This window comes from Legionella lansingensis (assembly GCF_900187355.1).
GTDB classification, from domain to species: Bacteria; Pseudomonadota; Gammaproteobacteria; order Legionellales; family Legionellaceae; genus Tatlockia; species Tatlockia lansingensis.
In genome coordinates, this window is the sequence record NZ_LT906451.1 from 1,183,614 (window position 1) to 1,203,333 (window position 19,720).

Below are 19,720 nucleotides of genomic sequence, written 5' to 3' on the forward strand. Positions count from 1 at the left end.
CTACTAAAAATGAACACTAGCCGTCATTTGCTACGCTGCGATGCTCGCAAATAACGTCTATTGTTCTATTTTTAGCGAATTAAGAAATTTGCACTATATTCTTTTTTAAATAGGTTTCACAGCCTTCTGCTGTCAACGGCCGAGAATAGTAATAGCCCTGAACACCATCAATACCTTGTTCTTGTAATATCTTGAGTTGTGTTTCATTTTCAACACCTTCGGCAATGACTTTAATATTTAATTTGTGAGCCATCGTAGTAATGGCACTGATAATGGTTTGATCGAGGTAATCTGTTTCACAATTCTTAATAAATGTCTTATCAATTTTTATTTTATTGACTGGCAAATGTTTTAAGTAGGATAAACCTGAATAACCTGTACCAAAATCATCCATGACTAGATGGATACCCATTTTTTGTAAGGCATCAATTTCATTATGCAAATTTTCATTGTAATCAATAAAAATTGTTTCTGTAATTTCTAACTCGATAGCCGAAGAATTTAATTGCGTTTCGCTTAAAATCGCAGAGAGGACATCGCTAAGGGAGTGACGAATAAATTGGATTGCTGACACATTGATGGCAATCGAACCTGACAGTATTTTTTTATCCCGCCATATTTTAGCTTGCTTGCAGGCCGTTTTAATAATCCATTCGCTGACGGGAACAATTAATGGGCTCTTTTCTAAAGTATGGATAAAATCACCGGCTTCTAATATTCCTTTTTTCGGGTGATTCCAGCGTAGTAATGTTTCAAGCCCTATAATTTGCTTAGTGTTAATATCATAAAATGGTTGATACATTAAAAAAAACTCTTGGTTATCATAAGCACGTTGTAAGTTTTTATCTAAACCATGAACTCTTTGATACTCTTCATAGAGTTCTGTTGAATAGTAATGGAATTGGTTTCTACCCATTTCTTTTGCTTGGTAGAGTGCGGTATCGGCAAGTTTAAGTAATGTTTGGATATCGTTACCATCCTGCGGAAACAGGCTAATGCCCATGCTAGATGTAATCTGCATCAAATGATCGTCAATGTGAAATGGTTTGGACAGTTCGTGGAATAAACGCTCTACAATAATTGTGACTTGATCATGAGAAGTAACATTAGCAAGCATTACTGCAAACTCATCTCCTCCTATCCGAGCCGCAATATCACCTTCTCGCAACGTTGAGGTTAGTGTGTTTGCAATGTGTATCAATAATTTATCGCCATTATCATGACCCAAGGTATCATTAATCACTTTAAAATAATCAAGATCCAGGAATAATAAGGCGATTTTGCCTTGAGAGCGGATAACTTGTTTTGTAGTTTGTTGGAATATTTCATATAGCATATTCCTGTTGGCCAACCCAGTCAGAGGATCATGGGTAGCTTGATAATAGAGCTTGGCATTTTCCAAGGAGGTCATCGCTTGGGATGATAGCAATTGTAAGCTACTTAGATGACTTGGTGTAAATGTATAACTGCTACTCTTATTTTCTAGATAGAGGATTCGACACAACTGACCTTGATAAAATAAGGGCATCATCAACAGTGATCTGGGATGTTCTTGTTGAATGTATGTATCGTGGAAATCAAGTTCAGATTGCGTTGCATCATTTAAAATAATTGGTTTTTGTGTACGTTGAACATAATGCAAAATAGACGTTGGGTATTTGGGATCTGTTTCTTGAGGGATAATATTATTAAGATAAACGACTTGTTGTTCCAAGTTTCCTTCTGCTTCGATAACCCATCGATCATTAACCTTGGTTAAAATGATGCTTCGTTGTGCTCCGGCATTCTCTAATACAATGACCATGAATTTTTGCAAAAGTTTATCTAAACGAATTTCACTTGATATCAGTTGTGTGAACTTTAAAATGGCCAGCATATCCAGGTTTTGTGTACTTGTTTGATAAGGGCCCGTTTTGGGAAGCGTGACATTGTTATTTGTGATATTCAAAGTAGGGTAAGCTCGTTCTAATAATTTAAGTTTGGTGATTGCCCCCCAATCTTTAAAATATTGATGAGCATTCTGAATGTATAATCTTGCGATTCTGTCCACTTTGGCAGCAAGACAATGACGACCGGCGCACTCGCTTGCAATGGCCGCAACTAAAACAAGGCCGCTGGAAAGAGCTGTTTCAATGGCTTGCTCGTAAAGCGTAAGGGCAAGATCATATTGATGTCTTAGATGGGCAAATTCTCCTGCGATTAACAACGAATAAGATTTAAAGTTATTGGGACACCAAGTCGCATATTTTTCAATAAAATGGCTTAAATGCTTTAGCTTTTTTAAATATAATTTGCGCTCCGTTCTGGATGCTTGCGGAAAGTGGAAAAATAATGCGAGGGCAAAGAAAAACTTACTATCCAAATGGGTGAGTAGCCCTTTGTCGTAGTCAGAATATATCTCATAATTTTTACCCGCTTTCACAGCCTCTTCAAAATTTCCTAATAAAACGTGTAAACGAGTCAATGAACCATAAAAAAAGCTTAATTCCGTTGTATTCTTTCCTTTTATGATCGTCTTTTCAAAAGAGGCTGATTGCCCAACCTTGACTAGTTCGGGATTTTCTAAACACTGAGTAAAATATTCCCAGAATTTTGCTACTGTAATAAAGTCGGAGATATTTACTCGTGACATAAATGACAAAGTAGATTGAATATTTTTTTTAGCATCATTTATAGTTTTCCCCGCTGATAGAGTGTGCCAAACCAGTAATAAATTGCTGTAGTTACTGTATACTAAGTCTCCCACTTCACAGCAGAGTCTAAATGCTTTAGCTATAGTGTCGTTAGAAGCATTAATCGATGATTGATAGGGCTCAATAAAAGCACCTAACACAAATTGATTTTTACCTTCGAAATTCGATGTGCCATATGTTTGCTTTAGACGATTATAAAGTTTTACAAATGAAATGGCCTCATCATAAAGATTAAGCGAATGCATAATAACAAAGGCATAAACTGGCATAGACATCGACGTGCTTTCAGTGTATCCGTGCTTTAAACTGAGGCTAACATTTTTGCAAATAAGTATGATAAATAATTGTTGATTGGTTATAAATGCGCTGTTAAGTAACTGAGTAATTAAGTCGGCTATCGCTCTTTGTTTTGCATCGACCATTGGTGGTAAATAGATATTTTCAATCTTGGTATTTTTTATTTGAAATTTAATCCTATAGATAGCTAGTAAGATATGAATCATATTAGGATTTTTAGGTATCTTTATACCAAAATTTCGCAATGCGGCTAGTCCAATTTGCAAGGCTTCAGTATGTTTACCTAAAGTAGAAAGCATCTCTATTTTAAGACGGTAAATTTCTAAATTATCAAGAACATTATTTACGTGGTTTAAAAGCTCGCAAAAATACTTATCCGCAGCTTTGAAATCACCGGTAAAATATTTGCATACGGCTAATTCTTTATAAAGTTGAAAAGCTAATTCATAATTTTTTTCCCAAACATCTGGTTCTAATAATTCAACTCCGGCTGTTAAGTATTCATTCGCAGTATAATAAGCAGATGCTAATTTTGCGCGTTGACCACCCCAAAGATTGTATTTAGCCAGCAAAAGCCTTTCATCGCTATCATCAATCAAAGAGATGCTTTGATTAAAATGCTTCATCACATCAAATAAGCGCTCATCCTGTTCTTCTAATGGTTTTTCTTTTAGTAGTAATCTACCTATCTTAAGATGAATAGGTGACCTGTCTTTTTCCGCAATAAGCTCATAGCTTGCTTGCTGAATTCTGTCGTGAGCAAACCGGTAATGTAATGTACTGATATTGAGATCAGTAATAATTTCTTCTAGCCCTATTAAACCGACTGTTTTATAGGGTTTCTCAAGAGAATAAATTAAATTTGCTTTAATTGCTTCGCATAGTTGCTCTGCTGTTTTACTGATGGTTTGACCATTGACAATTAACAACGTTTTGAAATCAAACTGATGACCAATGCATGAGGCCAGTTTTAAAATTTCTTGCGTACGGCTTGGGAGTATATGAATTTTGGTTGTAAGAAGATCAATAACATTATCTGTCGCGCTTTGCTGTTGAATTTTAGTTAAATCCCACTCCCAGGCGTCGTATTCATAAGAGAAAGTTAATATTTTTTCCTGGTGAATGATTTTGATAAATTCATTGATAAAAAACGGATTGCCGTGAGTTTTATCGAAAATACATTGCGCAAGATTGTGAATTTTTTCAGGAGGGCCAGACAACGTATCAGCGAGCAGCTGTTTAAGATCGGTTAATTGCAGTGGTTGCAGTGTTAAGATGTTGAATGCAATGTTAAGTTTTCTTAGATTATTTATGGTGAATTGTAATGGGTGATAATTATCAATTTCGTTATCGCGATATGCACCAATAATCAGTAAATAATTTGTTTCACGATCTTGTGATAAATTTTCAATAAAATTAAGGGATGAATTATCAGACCACTGTAAGTCATCTAAAAACAAAACAAGAGGATGATTAGCTTGGGCAAATACACGCACAAAATTTTGAAACACCAGGTTAAACCGGATTTGTGCATCCGTTGGGTTAAGCTCAGGTACTGGTGGTTGTTCACCTATAATGAGTTCAACTTCTGGAATAACATCTATGACGACTTGACCAACATTCCCTAAGGAATGTATGAGATGCTCCTTGAGCTCCTGCAGCCTGCTTTCACTTTCTGAGAGTACTTGCTTCACCAGATTTTGGAAGGCGGTAACAATTGCGCTATAGGGTATGCTTTGTTGCAATTGGTCAAATTTACCTTGAATATAATAGCCTCTATGTTGCATGATGGGTTTGTGCACTTCTTTAACTAAAGAGGTTTTGCCAATCCCAGAATACCCTGCAATAAATATTATTTCTTTGGTTCCCTGACCTACGCGATCAAAGGCTTCAATGAGCTGATTAACCTGCTGTTTTCGGCCATATAGATTGCGAGAAATATTCAAATGATCTTTTGTGTCATTTAAACCAAGCGGAAATTTACTGATATTGCCTTTAGACTGCCACTGTTTTTGGCACTCTTGCAGGTCTGATTTTAATCCGATAACGCTTGAATAACGCTCTTCGGGCATTTTTTTTAATAATTTATCAATAATTGCTGCCAACATTCTTGGGGTATTTGGCTGTGCATCTAGCACAGAGGGAGGTTTTTTTGCAATATGACAATGCACTAGCTCAAGAGGGTCATTTGATTGAAAGGGCAATCGATTGGTCAACATTTCATAAAGCGTGATGCCAAGAGAATAAAAATCGGTGCGGTAGTCAACTAGACGGTTTATGCGCCCGGTTTGCTCGGGTGAGATATAGGCTAAACTTTCTTCAAAGCCACTCAAATTAGTAAAATCAAATATTTCCTCAGATAGTTTGGTAGAGGCACTGAGATCGATTAATTTAAGATTTAACTTTTTAGGATTGATTACAATATTGGATGGTCTTATCTCTTTGTGGGTAATATTTAGTTGGTGCAATTCTTCTATAATATCAACTAACTGCAATGCTAAATTAAAAAAATCACTGATTTCCAGTTGGTGAATATTGAGATAGGAGTTTAATAATTGTCCTTCCACCCCCTCCAAAATTAAAACAGGCGCAGCAGCATTTTGAATAAAATCATAAGCTTTTATGATGCTAGGCGCTTTAATCTTCTTCAACAAGTGAAATTCGTGTTGTAGGATAGCTAAATTTTCGGAGGATGCATGATGGTTGTTGGGCATCTTCAATAAGACCTTACACTTATCTTTTCGCCTTAGAGCATAATAAGTGTCTATATTATGGTTATGCCGCATTTTTTCTTGTAATGCGTATCCAGATATAGCAATCATTTAGGTCCTTGTCTCTCAGTAAAAGCATACTCCACTGATGTGGCTCTGAGCCTTAATTCGACAAGTAAATCACTTGGAAGCAAGGAACGTTCTTTAATTATAATATCAACTATGGACATTATCCATGCAAATTGGTTTATTTTGAACCTTAAGAGATCGTTGAACTTCCGACGTGAGGACGACATAATTTAACCGCTGTATACAAAAATAAGAGAAGATATGGAAAAAGAATTCCTTGAAAATGTTACGTTTGATGAGCTTAGTCTCGGTCGGCAAGTTAGCCTCAGTAAGACACTTACGCAAGATGATATTGCACTGTTTGCTGCAATGTCTGGTGATGTTAATCCGGCTCACGTGGATCCAACATTTGCCAAAAGCGATATCTTCCATGGCATCGTTGGTCATGGTATGTGGTCAGGCTCGTTAATTTCTGCTCTTCTTGGAACGCGATTACCAGGGCCGGGGACTATCTATTTGGAGCAGGATATCAAGTTTAAAAAACCAGTGCGCGTTGGAGATAATATCACTATTACTGTTATTGTGCGTGATAAACACGATGATAAACCTATAGTAATCTTTGATTGTAAAGGGGTGAACCAACGTGGGGAAACTGTCATGGAGGGGCTGGCTACGGTCTTGGCGCCAACAAAAAAAATACGAGTTGAACGTGCGAGTATGCCGCATGTAGAAATTCATAATCATGATCGTTATCAGGGAATCATTGAATCTTGTCGGAGTATGGAAGCGATTCGTACGGCCGTAGTTCATCCGGTAAAGGGCAAGGTGTTGGAATCAGTGCAGGATTCGGTCAAGGCTGGATTTATTATCCCTATTTTAATTGGTCCAATGCACAGGATTAAGCAGGCTGCAGATGAAGCAAAAATTGATATTTCAGAGTGGAAGCTCATTGATACCGAACATAGTGATGCCGCAGCGGCAAAGGCAGCGGAGTTGGCATCGAATGGACAAGCCGATGCGATCATGAAGGGGGCATTGGAAACAAAAGAGTTGTTAACGGCCGTTGTGTCTACAGCGGCAAACTTACGGACAAAATATCGCATTAGTCATGCCTATCTTATGGATGTGCCATCTTATCACAAGCCGCTGATAATTACTGATGCAGGAGTTAACATTGCTCCTAGTGCTACTGAAAAGGCGGATATCTGCCAAAACGCCATCAATCTTTGGCGGGTATTATACGGCGAAGATAAAAAACCAAAAGTAGCTATACTAGCTGCTGTAGAGCTTGTTAATCCTAAAATGCAAGCGACCGTTGATGCGGCAATTTTGTGTAAAATGGCCGATCGTGGCCAAATCATCGGCGGTGTTCTTGATGGTCCTTTGGCCTTTGACAATGCTATTAACAAAGAAGCAGCAGAGGAAAAGGGCATTGTATCTGAAGTTGCTGGAGACGCAGATATACTTTTGGTTCCTGAAATAGAATCTGGCAATATTATGGCTAAGCAATTAACTTTTCTGGGTCATGCCGATGCAGCTGGGATTGTTTTGGGTGCTCGAGTGCCAATCATCCTTGTCAGTCGAGCAGACTCATTGCGCACACGTCTTCTGTCTTGTGCCTTGGCAGTTAAAATGGCTGCTGCTCGAAAAGCAGGAAAAATTAAATGACAGCCGGAGTAAACAGTATTCTTGTAATTAATGCAGGATCATCGAGTGTCAAATTTCAGCTCTTCTTAAGGGAGCCAGCATTGCAACTTCTTGCTAAAGGTAAGGTCGACAATTTGGGTAATCATCCTGTATTTACAGCGATGAATGAGACAGCAAGTGTTCAGAATAAATCAACCGTTAATCTTCCTGTAAATTTTACCCATGAAGACGCTTTGCAATGGATTTTAAAATGGGTTAAATCCCAAAAGTCGTATTGGCAAGTTTGTGCAGTCGCTCATCGCATTGTTCACGGGGGGACGCAATTTCCCACCAGTGTGCGAGTAACGCCCGAAGTGATCACACATCTTGCGGAATTATGCTCATTAGCACCACTACATCAACCACATAATCTGGCAGCTATCGAAATGATTGCTGCACTCATGCCTGGTATCCCGCAGATAGCCTGTTTCGATACAGCCTTTCATGCCAATCATGGGACGCTTTTCACTGAATATGCCTTGCCTAAAAAAATTCGCGATAAAGGGATTCGCCGTTATGGCTTTCATGGTCTTTCCTACGAGTGGATTGCTTATGCTTTGCGATTAAAGGCTCCGAAGCTTGCCAAGGGACGAGTTATCGCAGCACACCTGGGTAATGGTGCAAGCTTATGTGCCATGCATAATGGCGTCAGTATTGACACCACAATGGGCATGACAGCGCTTGATGGTTTACCAATGGGCACCCGCTGTGGACAATTGGATCCGGGAGTCGTTATTTATATGATCCGGGATCTTGGTCTATCCCCAGATGAGGTGGAAGCCATTTTTTATCAACAGTCTGGTCTTCTCGCGTTATCAGAGTGGACTAACGATGTTAGTTCACTGCAAGATAGTAAGGAGGCAAACGCGCAATTTGCCCTTGATTATTTCTGCTTAAAAGGAGCCCAACTTATAGGTATGATGGCTGTTGCACTAGGGGGAGTAGATGCTATCGTCTTTACAGGAGGTATAGGGGAAAATTCTTGTTTTGTGCGTGAAGCTATCTTGCAGCGACTTGCGTTCCTATTGCCTTTCGAAACGCATGTCATTCCTGCGAATGAGGAACGAATGATGGCTATGCATGCATTATCTATTCTTGAATGAGTTGATCAGATGAGGATGACAATTGATTCAATGATATAGGTAAGCAAATTCTTACCAACAAGCCGCCCTCCTTACGATTCATAGCACAAATGAAACCATGATGTAATTTTATGGCCTGCTGCGCTATGGATAAACCGAGTCCATATCCGCCTGTTTTTTTCTCCCTTGATGTATCAACGCGATAGAAAGGGTTGAAGATTTTTTCTAATTGTTGTTCTGGTACCCCAGGGCCATTATCTTCAATATCAATATAAACTTGTGAATGATTATCATCAAAACGCAAAGAAACATTTACTTGCGGATTAGGGGCGGAATAATGTAGAGCATTGCGTATAATATTTTCAATTGCGCGATGAATGAGGCGCTCATCCAGAAATAATTGACAGGTTTGTGCTTCTCGTAAAAAAACTCCTGGCTTGCTGGTTCTTAATTCAAAATTGGCATCAGTAATGATTTGTTCAAGTAAAGAAGGCAGATCCACTAAAGTGCGATTGAGCTGTGCGAATGATTTATCAAGCCTTGCAAATTCAAGAATCTCCCCAATGAGAGTATTAAGACGCAAACATTCAACTTCCATACGCGAAAATTCCACCCCAGCAAGTTGACCGGCTTTTTTTCTTCCTAATTCGATAGCAATTTGTAGGCGGGCAAGAGGAGAGCGTAGTTCATGAGAAATATCCTGTAATAACCGCTCCTTTGAATTCACGATCGTTTCTAATTGCTCAGCCATGCGATCAAATTCACCGCTTAATTCTGCTATTTCATCACGACGATGTCCCTTAAAACGACCTACACGGGTGCTTAATTGGCCGGTAGCGATGGATTTTGCCGCCATTCTCAGTGAACGCAAAGGTTGGGTAAGATAAATGGACAACAAATAGCAAATAAGCCCGCTGATAATGATGGCAATTGCTAAACGAATGGTCAATCCTGCCCAAGGTATCTCAACAAAATGTGCTAATGGTTTTTCACTGACAGCTACAAGACGATAGGCTTTGCCTGAAGTGGATAGGATCTCATGACTAACGATAATATCACCAAATTTAAGCACACCCTCATCGAGATCTTCAGCAACTAAATTATTTGATATCTGTTTGACCACTGCAGGCGGGCTTTGATTACCCACGATTTCACCGTTGCTACTTAGTAAATACAAGGTCATTTTTCTGGAAGCACCAATGTGGTTGAGCCATTTTTTCAAGGCAACATGTCGTCCCGACTCAAAAGTTGCGACAGCCGCAGTGGCGTAGCTATCCATAAAAACACGCTCACGGGCTGGGATTGACGACTTTTGTGCGATTTCACTGGTTACCCAGGCGGTGGTGATGATAATGAGAATGGTCGCTAACCAGAAAGACAGGAAGATTTTCCAGTACAAACTACGCATTAAACATATACCCAAAGCCACGTACGGTTTTTACCAAGGGTTCACCTTCCTGATTATCGCCTAACTTATTGCGTAAATTACTGATGTGTACGTCAATGCTGCGATCGTAGGCCGTATACTTTCTTCCTAAAGCATATTCAGTTAATTCTTCTTTAGAAAAGGCTTGGCCCGGTGATTTAATTAGCATTTCCAGAATATTAAATTCTGCATTGGTTAACTCCATTGGTTTACCGTGATGAGTGGCCAGTCGCTTTGAGCAGTCAACGACAATGTCTTGATGCTCGATAATAGGACGCTGTGTTGGGATTTTCTGCGTTCGTCTAAGAATGGCACGTAGCCTGGCGACTAATTCCCGTGGATTACAAGGCTTCGGCAAGTAGTCATCAGCACCAATCTCAAGACCAACGATACGATCGATATCATCACCGCGGGCCGTTAGCATCAATACGGGCGTCTCCAGGTGCTCACGAATGGCTTTAAGGACTTCAAAGCCATTCAGTTTAGGCAACATCACATCTAAAATAATGGCGTCGAAAACCTGATTAAGTGCTTTTTTAACCGCAGTTTCGCCATCATGAGCACAGACTACGTTAAACCCTTCAGGTTCGAGATATTGAACGAGTAGATCAGTTAATTCAGTGTCATCATCTACAATCAAGATATTGTTATTCATTACTTAATTGTCCTCAATATTCAATAATATTTGGCCTGCGCCAACTTTTAAACTTCATTCTAGGGTCTGCTGGTTATCTTTGTGTTACGCGTTTATCCATACAACCTAGTAATTTGATTCTTCTCGCATCCGCGTTTAAAACTTTAAATTCAAATTGATCTATTGTAATTGTTTCGCCTCGTTGCGGTAAATGACCAAAATTTGCCATAACAATACCGCCAATCGTATCATACGATTCGTCGCTGAAATTGGCTTGCAATTGCTCATTGAACTCTTCAATTGGTGTATGGGCTTTGACAATATAATAAGAATCGCCATGAGCTTTGATATAGGCTTCTTCATCAATGTCGAATTCATCTTCGATATCACCAATAATTTGCTCGATAATATCTTCTATAGTCACAAAGCCACTAACAGCACCATATTCATCAACAACGATTGCCATGTGATTACGGTTATTACGGAATTCAGAGAGTAACAAATCCAATCGTTTGCTTTCAGGTACGAACGTTGCTTGCCGAATAATGTCATGCAAATCAAATTCCGTGGGTTGGTTAACCTGGAATCGTAATAAATCTTTAGCATGCAGAATGCCAATTATTTCATCTTTATGATCACCTGTTACTGGAAAGCGAGAGTGGCCAGAACTTGTGACAATGTCAATAATCTCTTTTAATTCGGCATCTTGTGGGACAGAGGTCATTTGCTTTTTGGGTAACATGATATCACGGACCCTCATTTGTGCAAATTGAATCACTCCTTCCATCATGTTTAACGTTTCTGAATCGATCAACGCGCGAATGTGAGCATCACGCAGTAAGTCAATCAATTCTTCTTTGTTTTGCGGTTCCACCTGTAAAAACTGTCTTAAACGCGAAAATAAGGAACCGTTATCATCCTCTTTATTCAACCTGGTTGTCCTCTGTTTCATATGGGTTAGCGAAACCTAATTTTTTAAGTAACTGTATTTCTAGGGTTTGCATGATCTCTGCATCATTTTCCTCAATATGATCATAGCCTAGTAAGTGTAAAATCCCGTGAACGACAATATGTGCCCAGTGCTCTTTTAATGGTTTGTCTTGCTCGATACTTTCCTTTTCTAAAATTGCAGGGCAAATGATTACATCACCAAGTAAAGGGTACTCCAGCTCAATATTATCGGGAATAGTACTTGGAAATGCGAGCACATTCGTTGGCTTGTCTTTTTTCCTGTAGGTGCGATTTAATTGCCTGATCTCCTCCTGATCCACCAACCGCAATGTTAGCTCAGCTGCATCCATATGCTCAATCAGTGGTAATTGTGCCCAGCTAATGAGAAGGTTGCGCTCCACAGGAATAGCCGCTTTACAGGCGAATTGTACATCAATGTGATAACTCATTCGCTCTCATCCCTTTTTACTGTATCGTAAGAGTCAATGATGCGTGAAACCAAAGGGTGTCTAACCACTTCACGACTCGTAAAATAATGGATGCTGATATCAGGAATATGAGCAAGTAGTTTGACTGCATGGACCAAGCCCGATTCTGTTCCCTTAGGTAGGTCAATTTGAGTGACATCACCCGTAATAACTGTTTTAGATTTAAAACCCATTCTCGTTAGAAACATTTTCATTTGAGGCACGGTTGTATTTTGTGCTTCATCAAGAATAATAAACGCTTCATTTAATGTTCTTCCTCGCATGAAGGCGAGAGGGAGCACTTCAATGACATCCGTTTGAATCAGCTTTTGTGTTTCTTTAAAGCCTATCATTTCATACAAGGCATCGTAAATAGGGCGTAAATAAGGCAGAACTTTTTCTACCAAATCGCCTGGGAGAAAACCTAATTTCTCACCAGCCTCCACCGCTGGTCTTACAAAAACCAGGCGTTGAACTTCTCCTTTCTCAAAAGCTTCAATCGCTTTAGATACAGCGAGATAAGTCTTACCTGTTCCTGCTGGGCCAATAGCAAACGTGATGTCATACTTACTAATGCTATTGAGGTAATCAGCTTGTTTATTATTACGCGGAAGTATCGTTTTACGGCTCAATTTAATGGATTGGGACATAACAATTTGTGGGTCCTTATTTTCTAAGAATGAGTTCACTGTTTCAACTTGGATTGGTTCATTTGCGAGCTTGTATAGTTGTTTAATTACGTGCTTGGCTTTCAGTAAACCAGGATGCTCGTTGCCGAATAAAATCACTTCATCATGACCAATCTTGATGTTTATGTTAAAAAATAATTCGATTAATTTAATGTTTTCGTGGAAGGCGCCACATAAGTTGGCCAATTGCCTCGAATTTAAGGGGGAATAACTTAGTTTTTCGTTCTGTAATTTACTGCTCAATGTTTAAATAAAAAAGTTGGTTGCTTATAACTAAAGAATAGTTCATAAATCTGATGTTTCGCAAGGTTCAAGCCTATTCATGCAAGAAGCTAAAACAGGAAGGGGCTCAGATTCTAACTACCTGATTAAACAGTTAATAATTATACAACCTTCCTATGGTTTTTACAATGGGGTAGGTTGGGCCTTGGCCCATAGCCGTCAGGCTAAGAAAGAAATTGTTTGTTTAACTTATTGAAATAATAATAAAAAAAGCTAGAGTACCCTTTTAAATTTTTTCCCGCCAGGAAAACAACCAAAAGGGACTCTATGCTGCTGGATACCCTATCAAATATTCCTCAAGAAATCTTTAAATTTTTTACTTATGAAGCGGATCGGATAGGAAAGGAAACAGGTTTTCAGAAACGCCGTTCAAAATTGACACCTAGTGTTTTTATAAAATCATTGATAACGCTCTGTTTTTCAGAACATTTTAATTTGGAACTTTTCTGTGGATTGGTAAAAACGCAAAAAGTTTATATCAAAAAACAATCATTACATGAGCGATTTAACGAACGAACAGCCGGATTTCTTAAAGCCTTTTCATTATTCTGTTTAAAGCACTTTCAAATGAAAAAGTTACCTCAACTCCAAGGATTGGAGCAATTTAGTAGCCTTAACATCATTGATAGCAGTACTATATCCTTACATCAGGCGCTGAATGAGCTTTTTAAAGGCAGTGGCGGAGCCGCATCCAGTTCCGCTATGAAAATCCAAATGATGTTTGATTATCTTGGTGGACAAATAAAAGAGCTTACTCTAACTTCGGGCTGTGATAACGATCAGGGCTTTGATAATTATTTTAATACTATTGAAAAAGGAGCTCTTTATTTAATGGATTTAGGTTATTTTAAACTGAACACGTTTAAGAAAATTATGGAAGAAAACGCTTTCTTCATAAGCCGCTTGCTCACCGGAACTAAACTTCTAACACAAGATAAGAAACCTTTTGATTTACTCGTTACCTTGGAGAATGCTGCACCATTCTTTTCTCAGCAGGTCCTTATGGGAGCAACGCATAAAATTCCTGTCCGCTTGGTCGCTCAACGATTACCACCAGTCATTGCCGAGCAAAGGCGGAGAAGACTTATAAAAGATCATCGTCGCCGTGGTTCCACACCAAACCAGGAATCGTTGGCTTTACAAAGTTGGTCTATTTATATTACCAATACCTCTGAAACTCAAATCAATAATAAAGCAATTCATCAAACGTATGCTTTACGATGGCAGGTAGAACTCCTCTTTAAATTAAGTAAATCCTTAATGCATATTGACTCTATCAAAACTAAAAAGTTTGCTCGAGTGATTATTGAAACCTATGGTAAGTTTATTGCAATGATGCTTTTGTTTTTGCTATGCAATCCCATGCGCAACATAGAAGGCAAACAACTCTCTTTTTATAAAGCCTGTCACCAACTAAGTTCCAAGGCTACTGGATTGATTATCGCCCTCATGTCTCCTTATCGATTAAAGCATTTCTTGAATGATTTCTATGAAAATCTCTCCCTCTTTGCTATCAAAGATTCAAAAAAGAAACCTCTTTTGACCTTTGACTTCTGCGAAGGAGAGTGCTTTTAAACTCTTAGCCTGACGGCTATGGGCCTTGGCCCAACATTAAAAATGATACGATTTACAATTGTTGGGCCAAGACCCAGCCTACACGCATATCAAACTTGGAAAATCTGAGAATAATCCGTACAATTACTGTAATTGTGTATACTATACAAAGTATTCGTTTGTGAATTGTAGTTTGATAGCTCCTTTATTGTTTCCTACCCTATGATAGATTTACATTGTCACAGCAATTTTTCCGATGGGACACTTAGCCCTGCTGATCTTCTAAATAAGGCTTTTGAGTCAAATGTGAAAATGCTTGCTCTAACAGATCATGATACTACCGATGGTCTTGAGATGCTACATAAGGCTGCAAGTGCGTTGCCTATTAAAATCATTGATGGCATCGAACTAAGTGCATGCTGGAAGAAACATGATATTCATATCATTGGCTTAAATATCAGTCCAGAAGACAAGGGTATGCAGTCTTTAATCTACAGACAAAGTCAAAACAGGACAATTCGTGCCCGGCAAATTGCTGAACAGCTGAAACTCTGGGGAGTGGTGGAGGCTTATAATAAAGCCTGTGATATTGCTGGCCATGAACGTGTTGGTAGGCCTCATTTTGCCCAAGTGTTGATTAATGAAGGTCTAGTGTCTGATATGCAAACAGCCTTTAAACGCTTTTTAGGCAGAGGACGTCCGGCTTATGTTCGTACCTCATGGCTAAGTTTGACAGAGGCAGTGGAGGGAATAACCGAGGCTAATGGCGAGGCTGTTTTGGCTCACCCATTGAAATATTCTTTGACTCGAACAAAACTCTATGAGCTAATTACCGATTTTAAAAAGGCTGGTGGCAGGGGGCTTGAAGTCATTTCGGGGGATATGACGGCTTTACAGATTGATGAGATGGCTTCACTTTGCCAACGTTTTCAACTTCTTGGATCTACAGGGTCTGATTACCATGGTGATATATTCTCGCGTATTTCTATTGGAAGACAGCCACAACTGCCGGTAAACTGTAGGCCAATTTGGCATCTATGGAACATATAACAGGGGACTTTATGAGTCAGTTCTTTGCAATTCATCCTGATAATCCGCAAGCGCGCTTATTAAGACAAGCAGCAAACATCATTGAAGAAGGTGGGGTGATTGTTTACCCAACTGATTCAGGCTATGCCTTTGGATGCAAGTTGGGAAACAAAGCAGCACTGGAACGCATTAGACGGTTACGACAACTGGATAAAAATCATAACATGACTTTGGTTTGTCAAGATTTGTCTCAATTAGGAACTTACGCAAAGGTATCAAACTCCATTTTTCGCCTACTCAAGGCATTTACTCCCGGTTCCTATACATTCATTTTAAATGCTACTCATGAAGTACCGAGGTTAATGCTTCATCCAAAACGTAAAACATTGGGATTAAGGGTCCCGGATAACAGTATCACCTTAGCTTTGTTAGAATGCTTGGATGCTCCTTTGATGAGCACAACGTTAATTTTACCTGGAGCAACAGCTCCTCTAAGTGAGCCTGCAGCGATTAGAGATTTATTGGGCGAGCAAATTGATTTGATCATTGATGGTGGTAATTGCGGCCATGAGCCAACCACGGTTGTGGATCTTACTGGTGATTATCCGGTAATCATTCGTGAAGGCAAAGGTGATCCAGAACCTTTTAGATAATTTTTAAGATAGAATGAAGGATTTTGATGTCAGCTATATTTAATGTGAGTAAGCGCGTAGTCTCAGGTATGCGAGCCAGTGGTCGTTTACATCTAGGTCATTATCACGGTGTGATCCAAAATTGGATAAAATTGCAACATCAATATGATTGTTATTTCTTTGTTGCTGATTGGCATGGTTTAACTACCCGCTATGATGAACCTGGTTTTATTGAGCAAATTTTATGGGATATGGTCGTTGATTGGCTTGCTTGTGGAATCAATCCCAACTTATCCAAAATCTTTATTCAATCTTGGGTTCCTGAGCACGCAGAATTGCATCTCTTATTGTCCATGATAACGCCTTTAGGATGGCTGGAACGTGTTCCGAGCTATAAGGACCAGCAAGAAAAATTGCACGATAAGGATTTATCGACGTTTGGTTTTTTAGGCTATCCTTTACTGCAAAGTGCTGATGTCTTGCTTTATAAAGCGGATTATGTCCCCGTCGGTGAAGACCAAGTTCCGCATATTGAACTTACCCGAGAAATTGCCAGACGTTTTAATTATATTTACGGTCGTGAACCCAATTTTGAAATGCTAGCCTTTGAAGCGATTAAAAAAATGGGTAAGAAAAACAGCCAGCTGTACAGTGAACTACGCAGACAATTTCAGCAAGATGGTGACCACGAATCGTTAAACACAGCGAAGGCCCTATTGACTAACCAACACAATCTCTCTATAGGAGACAAAGAGAGATTACTAGGTTATTTAGATGGTACAGGAAAAATAATCCTTCCCGAACCTCAACCTATGCTTACCGAAACCTCTAAAATGCCAGGCACTGATGGCCAAAAAATGTCGAAATCATATAATAACACCATCAGCTTGCGTGAGGATTTAACACAGGTTGAGAAAAAAATCTTGACCATGCCAACTGATCCTGCACGGGTTAAACGTACTGATCCAGGTGAGCCAGATAGGTGCCCACTTTGGCAATTACACAAAATTTATTCCTCAGAATCCGTTAAAGATTGGGCACAGACTGGATGCCGTACCGCAGGGATAGGCTGTGTTGATTGTAAACGTCCTGTTATTGATGCGATTCAACAGGAGTTACAACCCATTCAAGCGGCAATCAAAGAATATGAGGCGGACCTTGGTTCTGTTAAGCGAATAGTCGCTGAGGGAAGCGAGTCAGCCAGAGAAGAAGCGAACAAAACCATGAGTGATGTTCGAGAAGCGATGGGTTTGGATTATTAAATGACCATGCACATGGAAGCTGACTCTGCTTTTGTGGTAGCGGTGGTTGCCGGTCAACCATTCACAGAAGTGCCGGCTGATTTATTTATTCCACCAGATGCACTAGAGGTTCTGCTAGATTCTTTTTCAGGGCCACTGGATTTATTACTTTATCTTATTCGACGACAAAATATCGATATATTAGATATTCCTATCGCGCTCATTACTCAGCAATACATGCAGTATATCCACTTGATGGAAAAACACCGACTCGAATTAGCTGCAGAATATTTGCTTATGGCCGCCATGCTTGCTGAGATAAAATCACGTCTACTCTTACCTTCTTATCCGCAGGGAGAAGAAGACATTGAAGAGGATCCTCGATTAGCACTTGTAGAAAAACTGCAGGCCTACGAACAAATTAAACATGCAGCGATGTTATTGGATGATTTGACGCGATGCGAACGAGACATTTTCCCTGTTGTTCTCTTCTTAGAAAAAAATGAACAAACGATTGTCTACCCAGATGTGGAATTGTCATTGATAGTTAATATCATGCGAGATTTATTACAACGCCAGAGCCATTTAAGTCACCATCAGATTATGCGAGAACCATTATCAGTCAGAGACCGTATGACAACGGTCCTTGACAGGATACGTAAGGAGAGAACAATACCCTTTGAGCAATTATTTAAACGGGGAGAAGGGCGTATGGGGCTAGCTGTTACTTTATTGGCTATTCTTGAATTAGCCAGACAATCATTGCTAGTCATAACACAAGTAAATCCATTTAAAACGATTCATTTACAGGCAGTGCATGATGATGGATGACATGCAAATAAAACGAATTGTCGAGGCTTTGCTTATGCACGCCAATGAACCTTTATCAGTCGAGAAATTACAAGCAGCATTTGAAGAATGGGAAAGACCCAGTCTGCAACAATTACGCACAGCCTTGCTGCAACTCGCCGCGGATTATGAAACTCATGCCATTGAGTTGAAATGTCTAGCGAGTGGTTATCGCTTTCAAACAAGGGTAGAATATAGTAGTTGGATAAATCGCTTATCTGTTGAAAAACCGGCTAAGTATTCTCGAGCCTTGTTAGAGACGTTGGCTATTATTGCTTATCGGCAACCCGTTACTCGTGCTGATATTGAAGATATTCGTGGGGTCTCTGTGAGTAGCTCTATTTTAAAGACATTACTTGAAAGAGAATGGATAAAAATAGCTGGACATCGTGAAGTTCCTGGCAAGCCAGCCGTGTACGCGACAACCAAGATTTTCCTCGATTATTTTAATTTACAAGGTCTTAGTGACCTACCATCACCGACGGAAATGAATGAGTCGTTAATGGTGTTCACTGAACCGGCTTTAGTACAAGAGTGTATAGAAGAATGAAGGAAAGATTGCAAAAGATTTTAAGTCAGGCGGGGCTTGGTTCAAGAAGAGAAATGGAACGTTGGATCGAGTCAGGATTGATCCAAATCAATGGTGTGGTAGCAAAATTAGGAGATGTGGCTGGTCCTCAGGATAAAATTAGTGTGCGGGGGCGGTTGATAGCTAATCCATTAAAGCATCAAGACAATACCAGAATCTTGGTTTACCATAAACCAGTAGGAGAAATTTCCAGTCGCAGAGATCCCAAACACAATAAAACGGTATTTGACCATTTACCCTGTCTAAAACGTGGTCGTTGGATCCAAGTGGGCCGTTTAGATATTAATACATCTGGTTTATTAATTTTTACGAATAATGGTGAGCTAGCCAATCGACTGATGCACCCTAAATTTGGCTTGGAAAGGGAATATGCGGTTCGTGTTCATGGGCAAGTGACACAAGCTGCATTGAGCGCAATGTTAAAAGGGATCGAATTGGAAGATGGGTTTGCCCAATTTAAACGCATTGAATTTCGCGGCGGCGAAGGTACTAACTCCTGGTATCACGTTGTACTTACAGAAGGGCGAAATCGAGAGGTACGAAGACTCTGGCAATCCCAAGGCATCGAGGTAAGCCGTCTGATCCGCATTCGCTATGGAAAACTAACCATGCCCCGAGCGCTTGGACGTGGACGTTTTATGGAATTATCACCAAAAGAAGTAGACAGTTTTCTTTCTTCCCTTAAACTCGAGCTTTAATTTTTTAATTTGCCAATAACAAAAGGCTTCATCCTTCGGTCAGACAATACACCTTCTTTGTAATTACGTTACTTCCGCTTTGTAATTACGTCATCCTCCGCTAAAGCAAGAGATCCAGTATTGGCAAGGCTCTTCTGGACC

The 19,720-nt window shown here is 39.6% G+C and carries 15 protein-coding genes; 9 read left to right on the forward strand and 6 right to left on the reverse strand.

All coding sequences use genetic code 11. From position 1 onward, the window contains the following. Positions 1-79 precede the first annotated feature (79 nt). Positions 80-5,812, reverse strand: coding sequence for an EAL domain-containing protein (locus CKV79_RS05345; protein WP_028373907.1), 5,733 nt, complete (start codon positions 5,810-5,812; stop codon positions 80-82). Between the two features lie 219 nt (positions 5,813-6,031). Between CKV79_RS05345 and CKV79_RS05350 the strand changes: the two genes are divergently transcribed. Together CKV79_RS05350 and CKV79_RS05355 are read left to right on the forward strand one after the other, a co-directional pair. Continuing rightward, positions 6,032-7,438, forward strand: coding sequence for a bifunctional enoyl-CoA hydratase/phosphate acetyltransferase (locus CKV79_RS05350; protein WP_028373908.1), 1,407 nt, complete (start codon positions 6,032-6,034; stop codon positions 7,436-7,438). Further along, positions 7,435-8,559 (forward strand): acetate/propionate family kinase, encoded by a 1,125-nt coding sequence (locus CKV79_RS05355; protein WP_028373909.1) that lies wholly within the window; start codon positions 7,435-7,437, stop codon positions 8,557-8,559. Before CKV79_RS05350 ends, CKV79_RS05355 begins: the two co-directional genes overlap by 4 nt. Here CKV79_RS05355 and cpxA read toward each other — a convergent pair. The 5 genes from cpxA to CKV79_RS05380 all read right to left on the reverse strand — a co-directional run bounded on the left by cpxA (position 8,546) and on the right by CKV79_RS05380 (position 12,948). Continuing rightward, positions 8,546-9,946 carry a two-component system sensor histidine kinase CpxA gene (gene cpxA, locus CKV79_RS05360; RefSeq protein ID WP_028373910.1) on the reverse strand — a complete coding sequence of 467 codons (1,401 nt, stop codon included), beginning with the start codon at positions 9,944-9,946 and terminating at the stop codon, positions 8,546-8,548. The genes CKV79_RS05355 and cpxA overlap by 14 nt on opposite strands. Then, a complete protein-coding gene (cpxR, locus tag CKV79_RS05365; RefSeq protein WP_028373911.1) occupies positions 9,939-10,619 on the reverse strand; it encodes a two-component system response regulator CpxR in 681 nt (226 codons plus the stop codon). Before cpxR ends, cpxA begins: the two co-directional genes overlap by 8 nt. A 73-nt stretch (positions 10,620-10,692) precedes the next feature. After that, positions 10,693-11,529 carry an HlyC/CorC family transporter gene (locus CKV79_RS05370; RefSeq protein ID WP_028373912.1) on the reverse strand — a complete coding sequence of 279 codons (837 nt, stop codon included), beginning with the start codon at positions 11,527-11,529 and terminating at the stop codon, positions 10,693-10,695. Next, complete coding sequence (gene ybeY / locus CKV79_RS05375; protein WP_028373913.1) at positions 11,522-11,998, reverse strand: rRNA maturation RNase YbeY; 477 nt, start codon at positions 11,996-11,998, stop codon at positions 11,522-11,524. Before ybeY ends, CKV79_RS05370 begins: the two co-directional genes overlap by 8 nt. Continuing rightward, the gene (locus tag CKV79_RS05380; RefSeq protein ID WP_028373914.1) at positions 11,995-12,948 is read right to left on the reverse strand and encodes a PhoH family protein; all 954 of its coding nucleotides are present in this window, start codon (positions 12,946-12,948) and stop codon (positions 11,995-11,997) included. Before CKV79_RS05380 ends, ybeY begins: the two co-directional genes overlap by 4 nt. Before the next feature lie 306 nt (positions 12,949-13,254). Between CKV79_RS05380 and CKV79_RS05385 the strand changes: the two genes are divergently transcribed. The 7 genes from CKV79_RS05385 (at position 13,255) to rluB (ending at position 19,579) form a co-directional block, all read left to right on the forward strand. Beyond that, positions 13,255-14,562: an IS4 family transposase gene (locus CKV79_RS05385; RefSeq protein ID WP_095141691.1), complete on the forward strand. Its 1,308-nt coding sequence runs from the start codon at positions 13,255-13,257 to the stop codon at positions 14,560-14,562. A gap of 201 nt (positions 14,563-14,763) precedes the next feature. Further along, entirely contained in the window at positions 14,764-15,591 is an 828-nt protein-coding gene (locus CKV79_RS05390) for a PHP domain-containing protein (RefSeq protein WP_028374139.1), read from the forward strand. A gap of 11 nt (positions 15,592-15,602) precedes the next feature. Further along, the gene (locus tag CKV79_RS05395; protein WP_028374140.1) at positions 15,603-16,223 is read left to right on the forward strand and encodes an L-threonylcarbamoyladenylate synthase; all 621 of its coding nucleotides are present in this window, start codon (positions 15,603-15,605) and stop codon (positions 16,221-16,223) included. A 26-nt stretch (positions 16,224-16,249) separates the two neighbouring features. Next, positions 16,250-17,464: a tryptophan--tRNA ligase gene (locus CKV79_RS05400; protein WP_028374141.1), complete on the forward strand. Its 1,215-nt coding sequence runs from the start codon at positions 16,250-16,252 to the stop codon at positions 17,462-17,464. Between the two features lie 6 nt (positions 17,465-17,470). Further along, complete coding sequence (locus CKV79_RS05405) at positions 17,471-18,274, forward strand: segregation and condensation protein A (protein ID WP_028374142.1); 804 nt, start codon at positions 17,471-17,473, stop codon at positions 18,272-18,274. After that, positions 18,267-18,842 (forward strand): SMC-Scp complex subunit ScpB, encoded by a 576-nt coding sequence (scpB, locus tag CKV79_RS05410; protein ID WP_028374143.1) that lies wholly within the window; start codon positions 18,267-18,269, stop codon positions 18,840-18,842. The genes CKV79_RS05405 and scpB overlap by 8 nt, the downstream gene beginning before the upstream one ends. Continuing rightward, positions 18,839-19,579 (forward strand): 23S rRNA pseudouridine(2605) synthase RluB, encoded by a 741-nt coding sequence (rluB, locus tag CKV79_RS05415; RefSeq protein ID WP_028374144.1) that lies wholly within the window; start codon positions 18,839-18,841, stop codon positions 19,577-19,579. The genes scpB and rluB overlap by 4 nt, the downstream gene beginning before the upstream one ends. Positions 19,580-19,720: the final 141 nt, after the last annotated feature.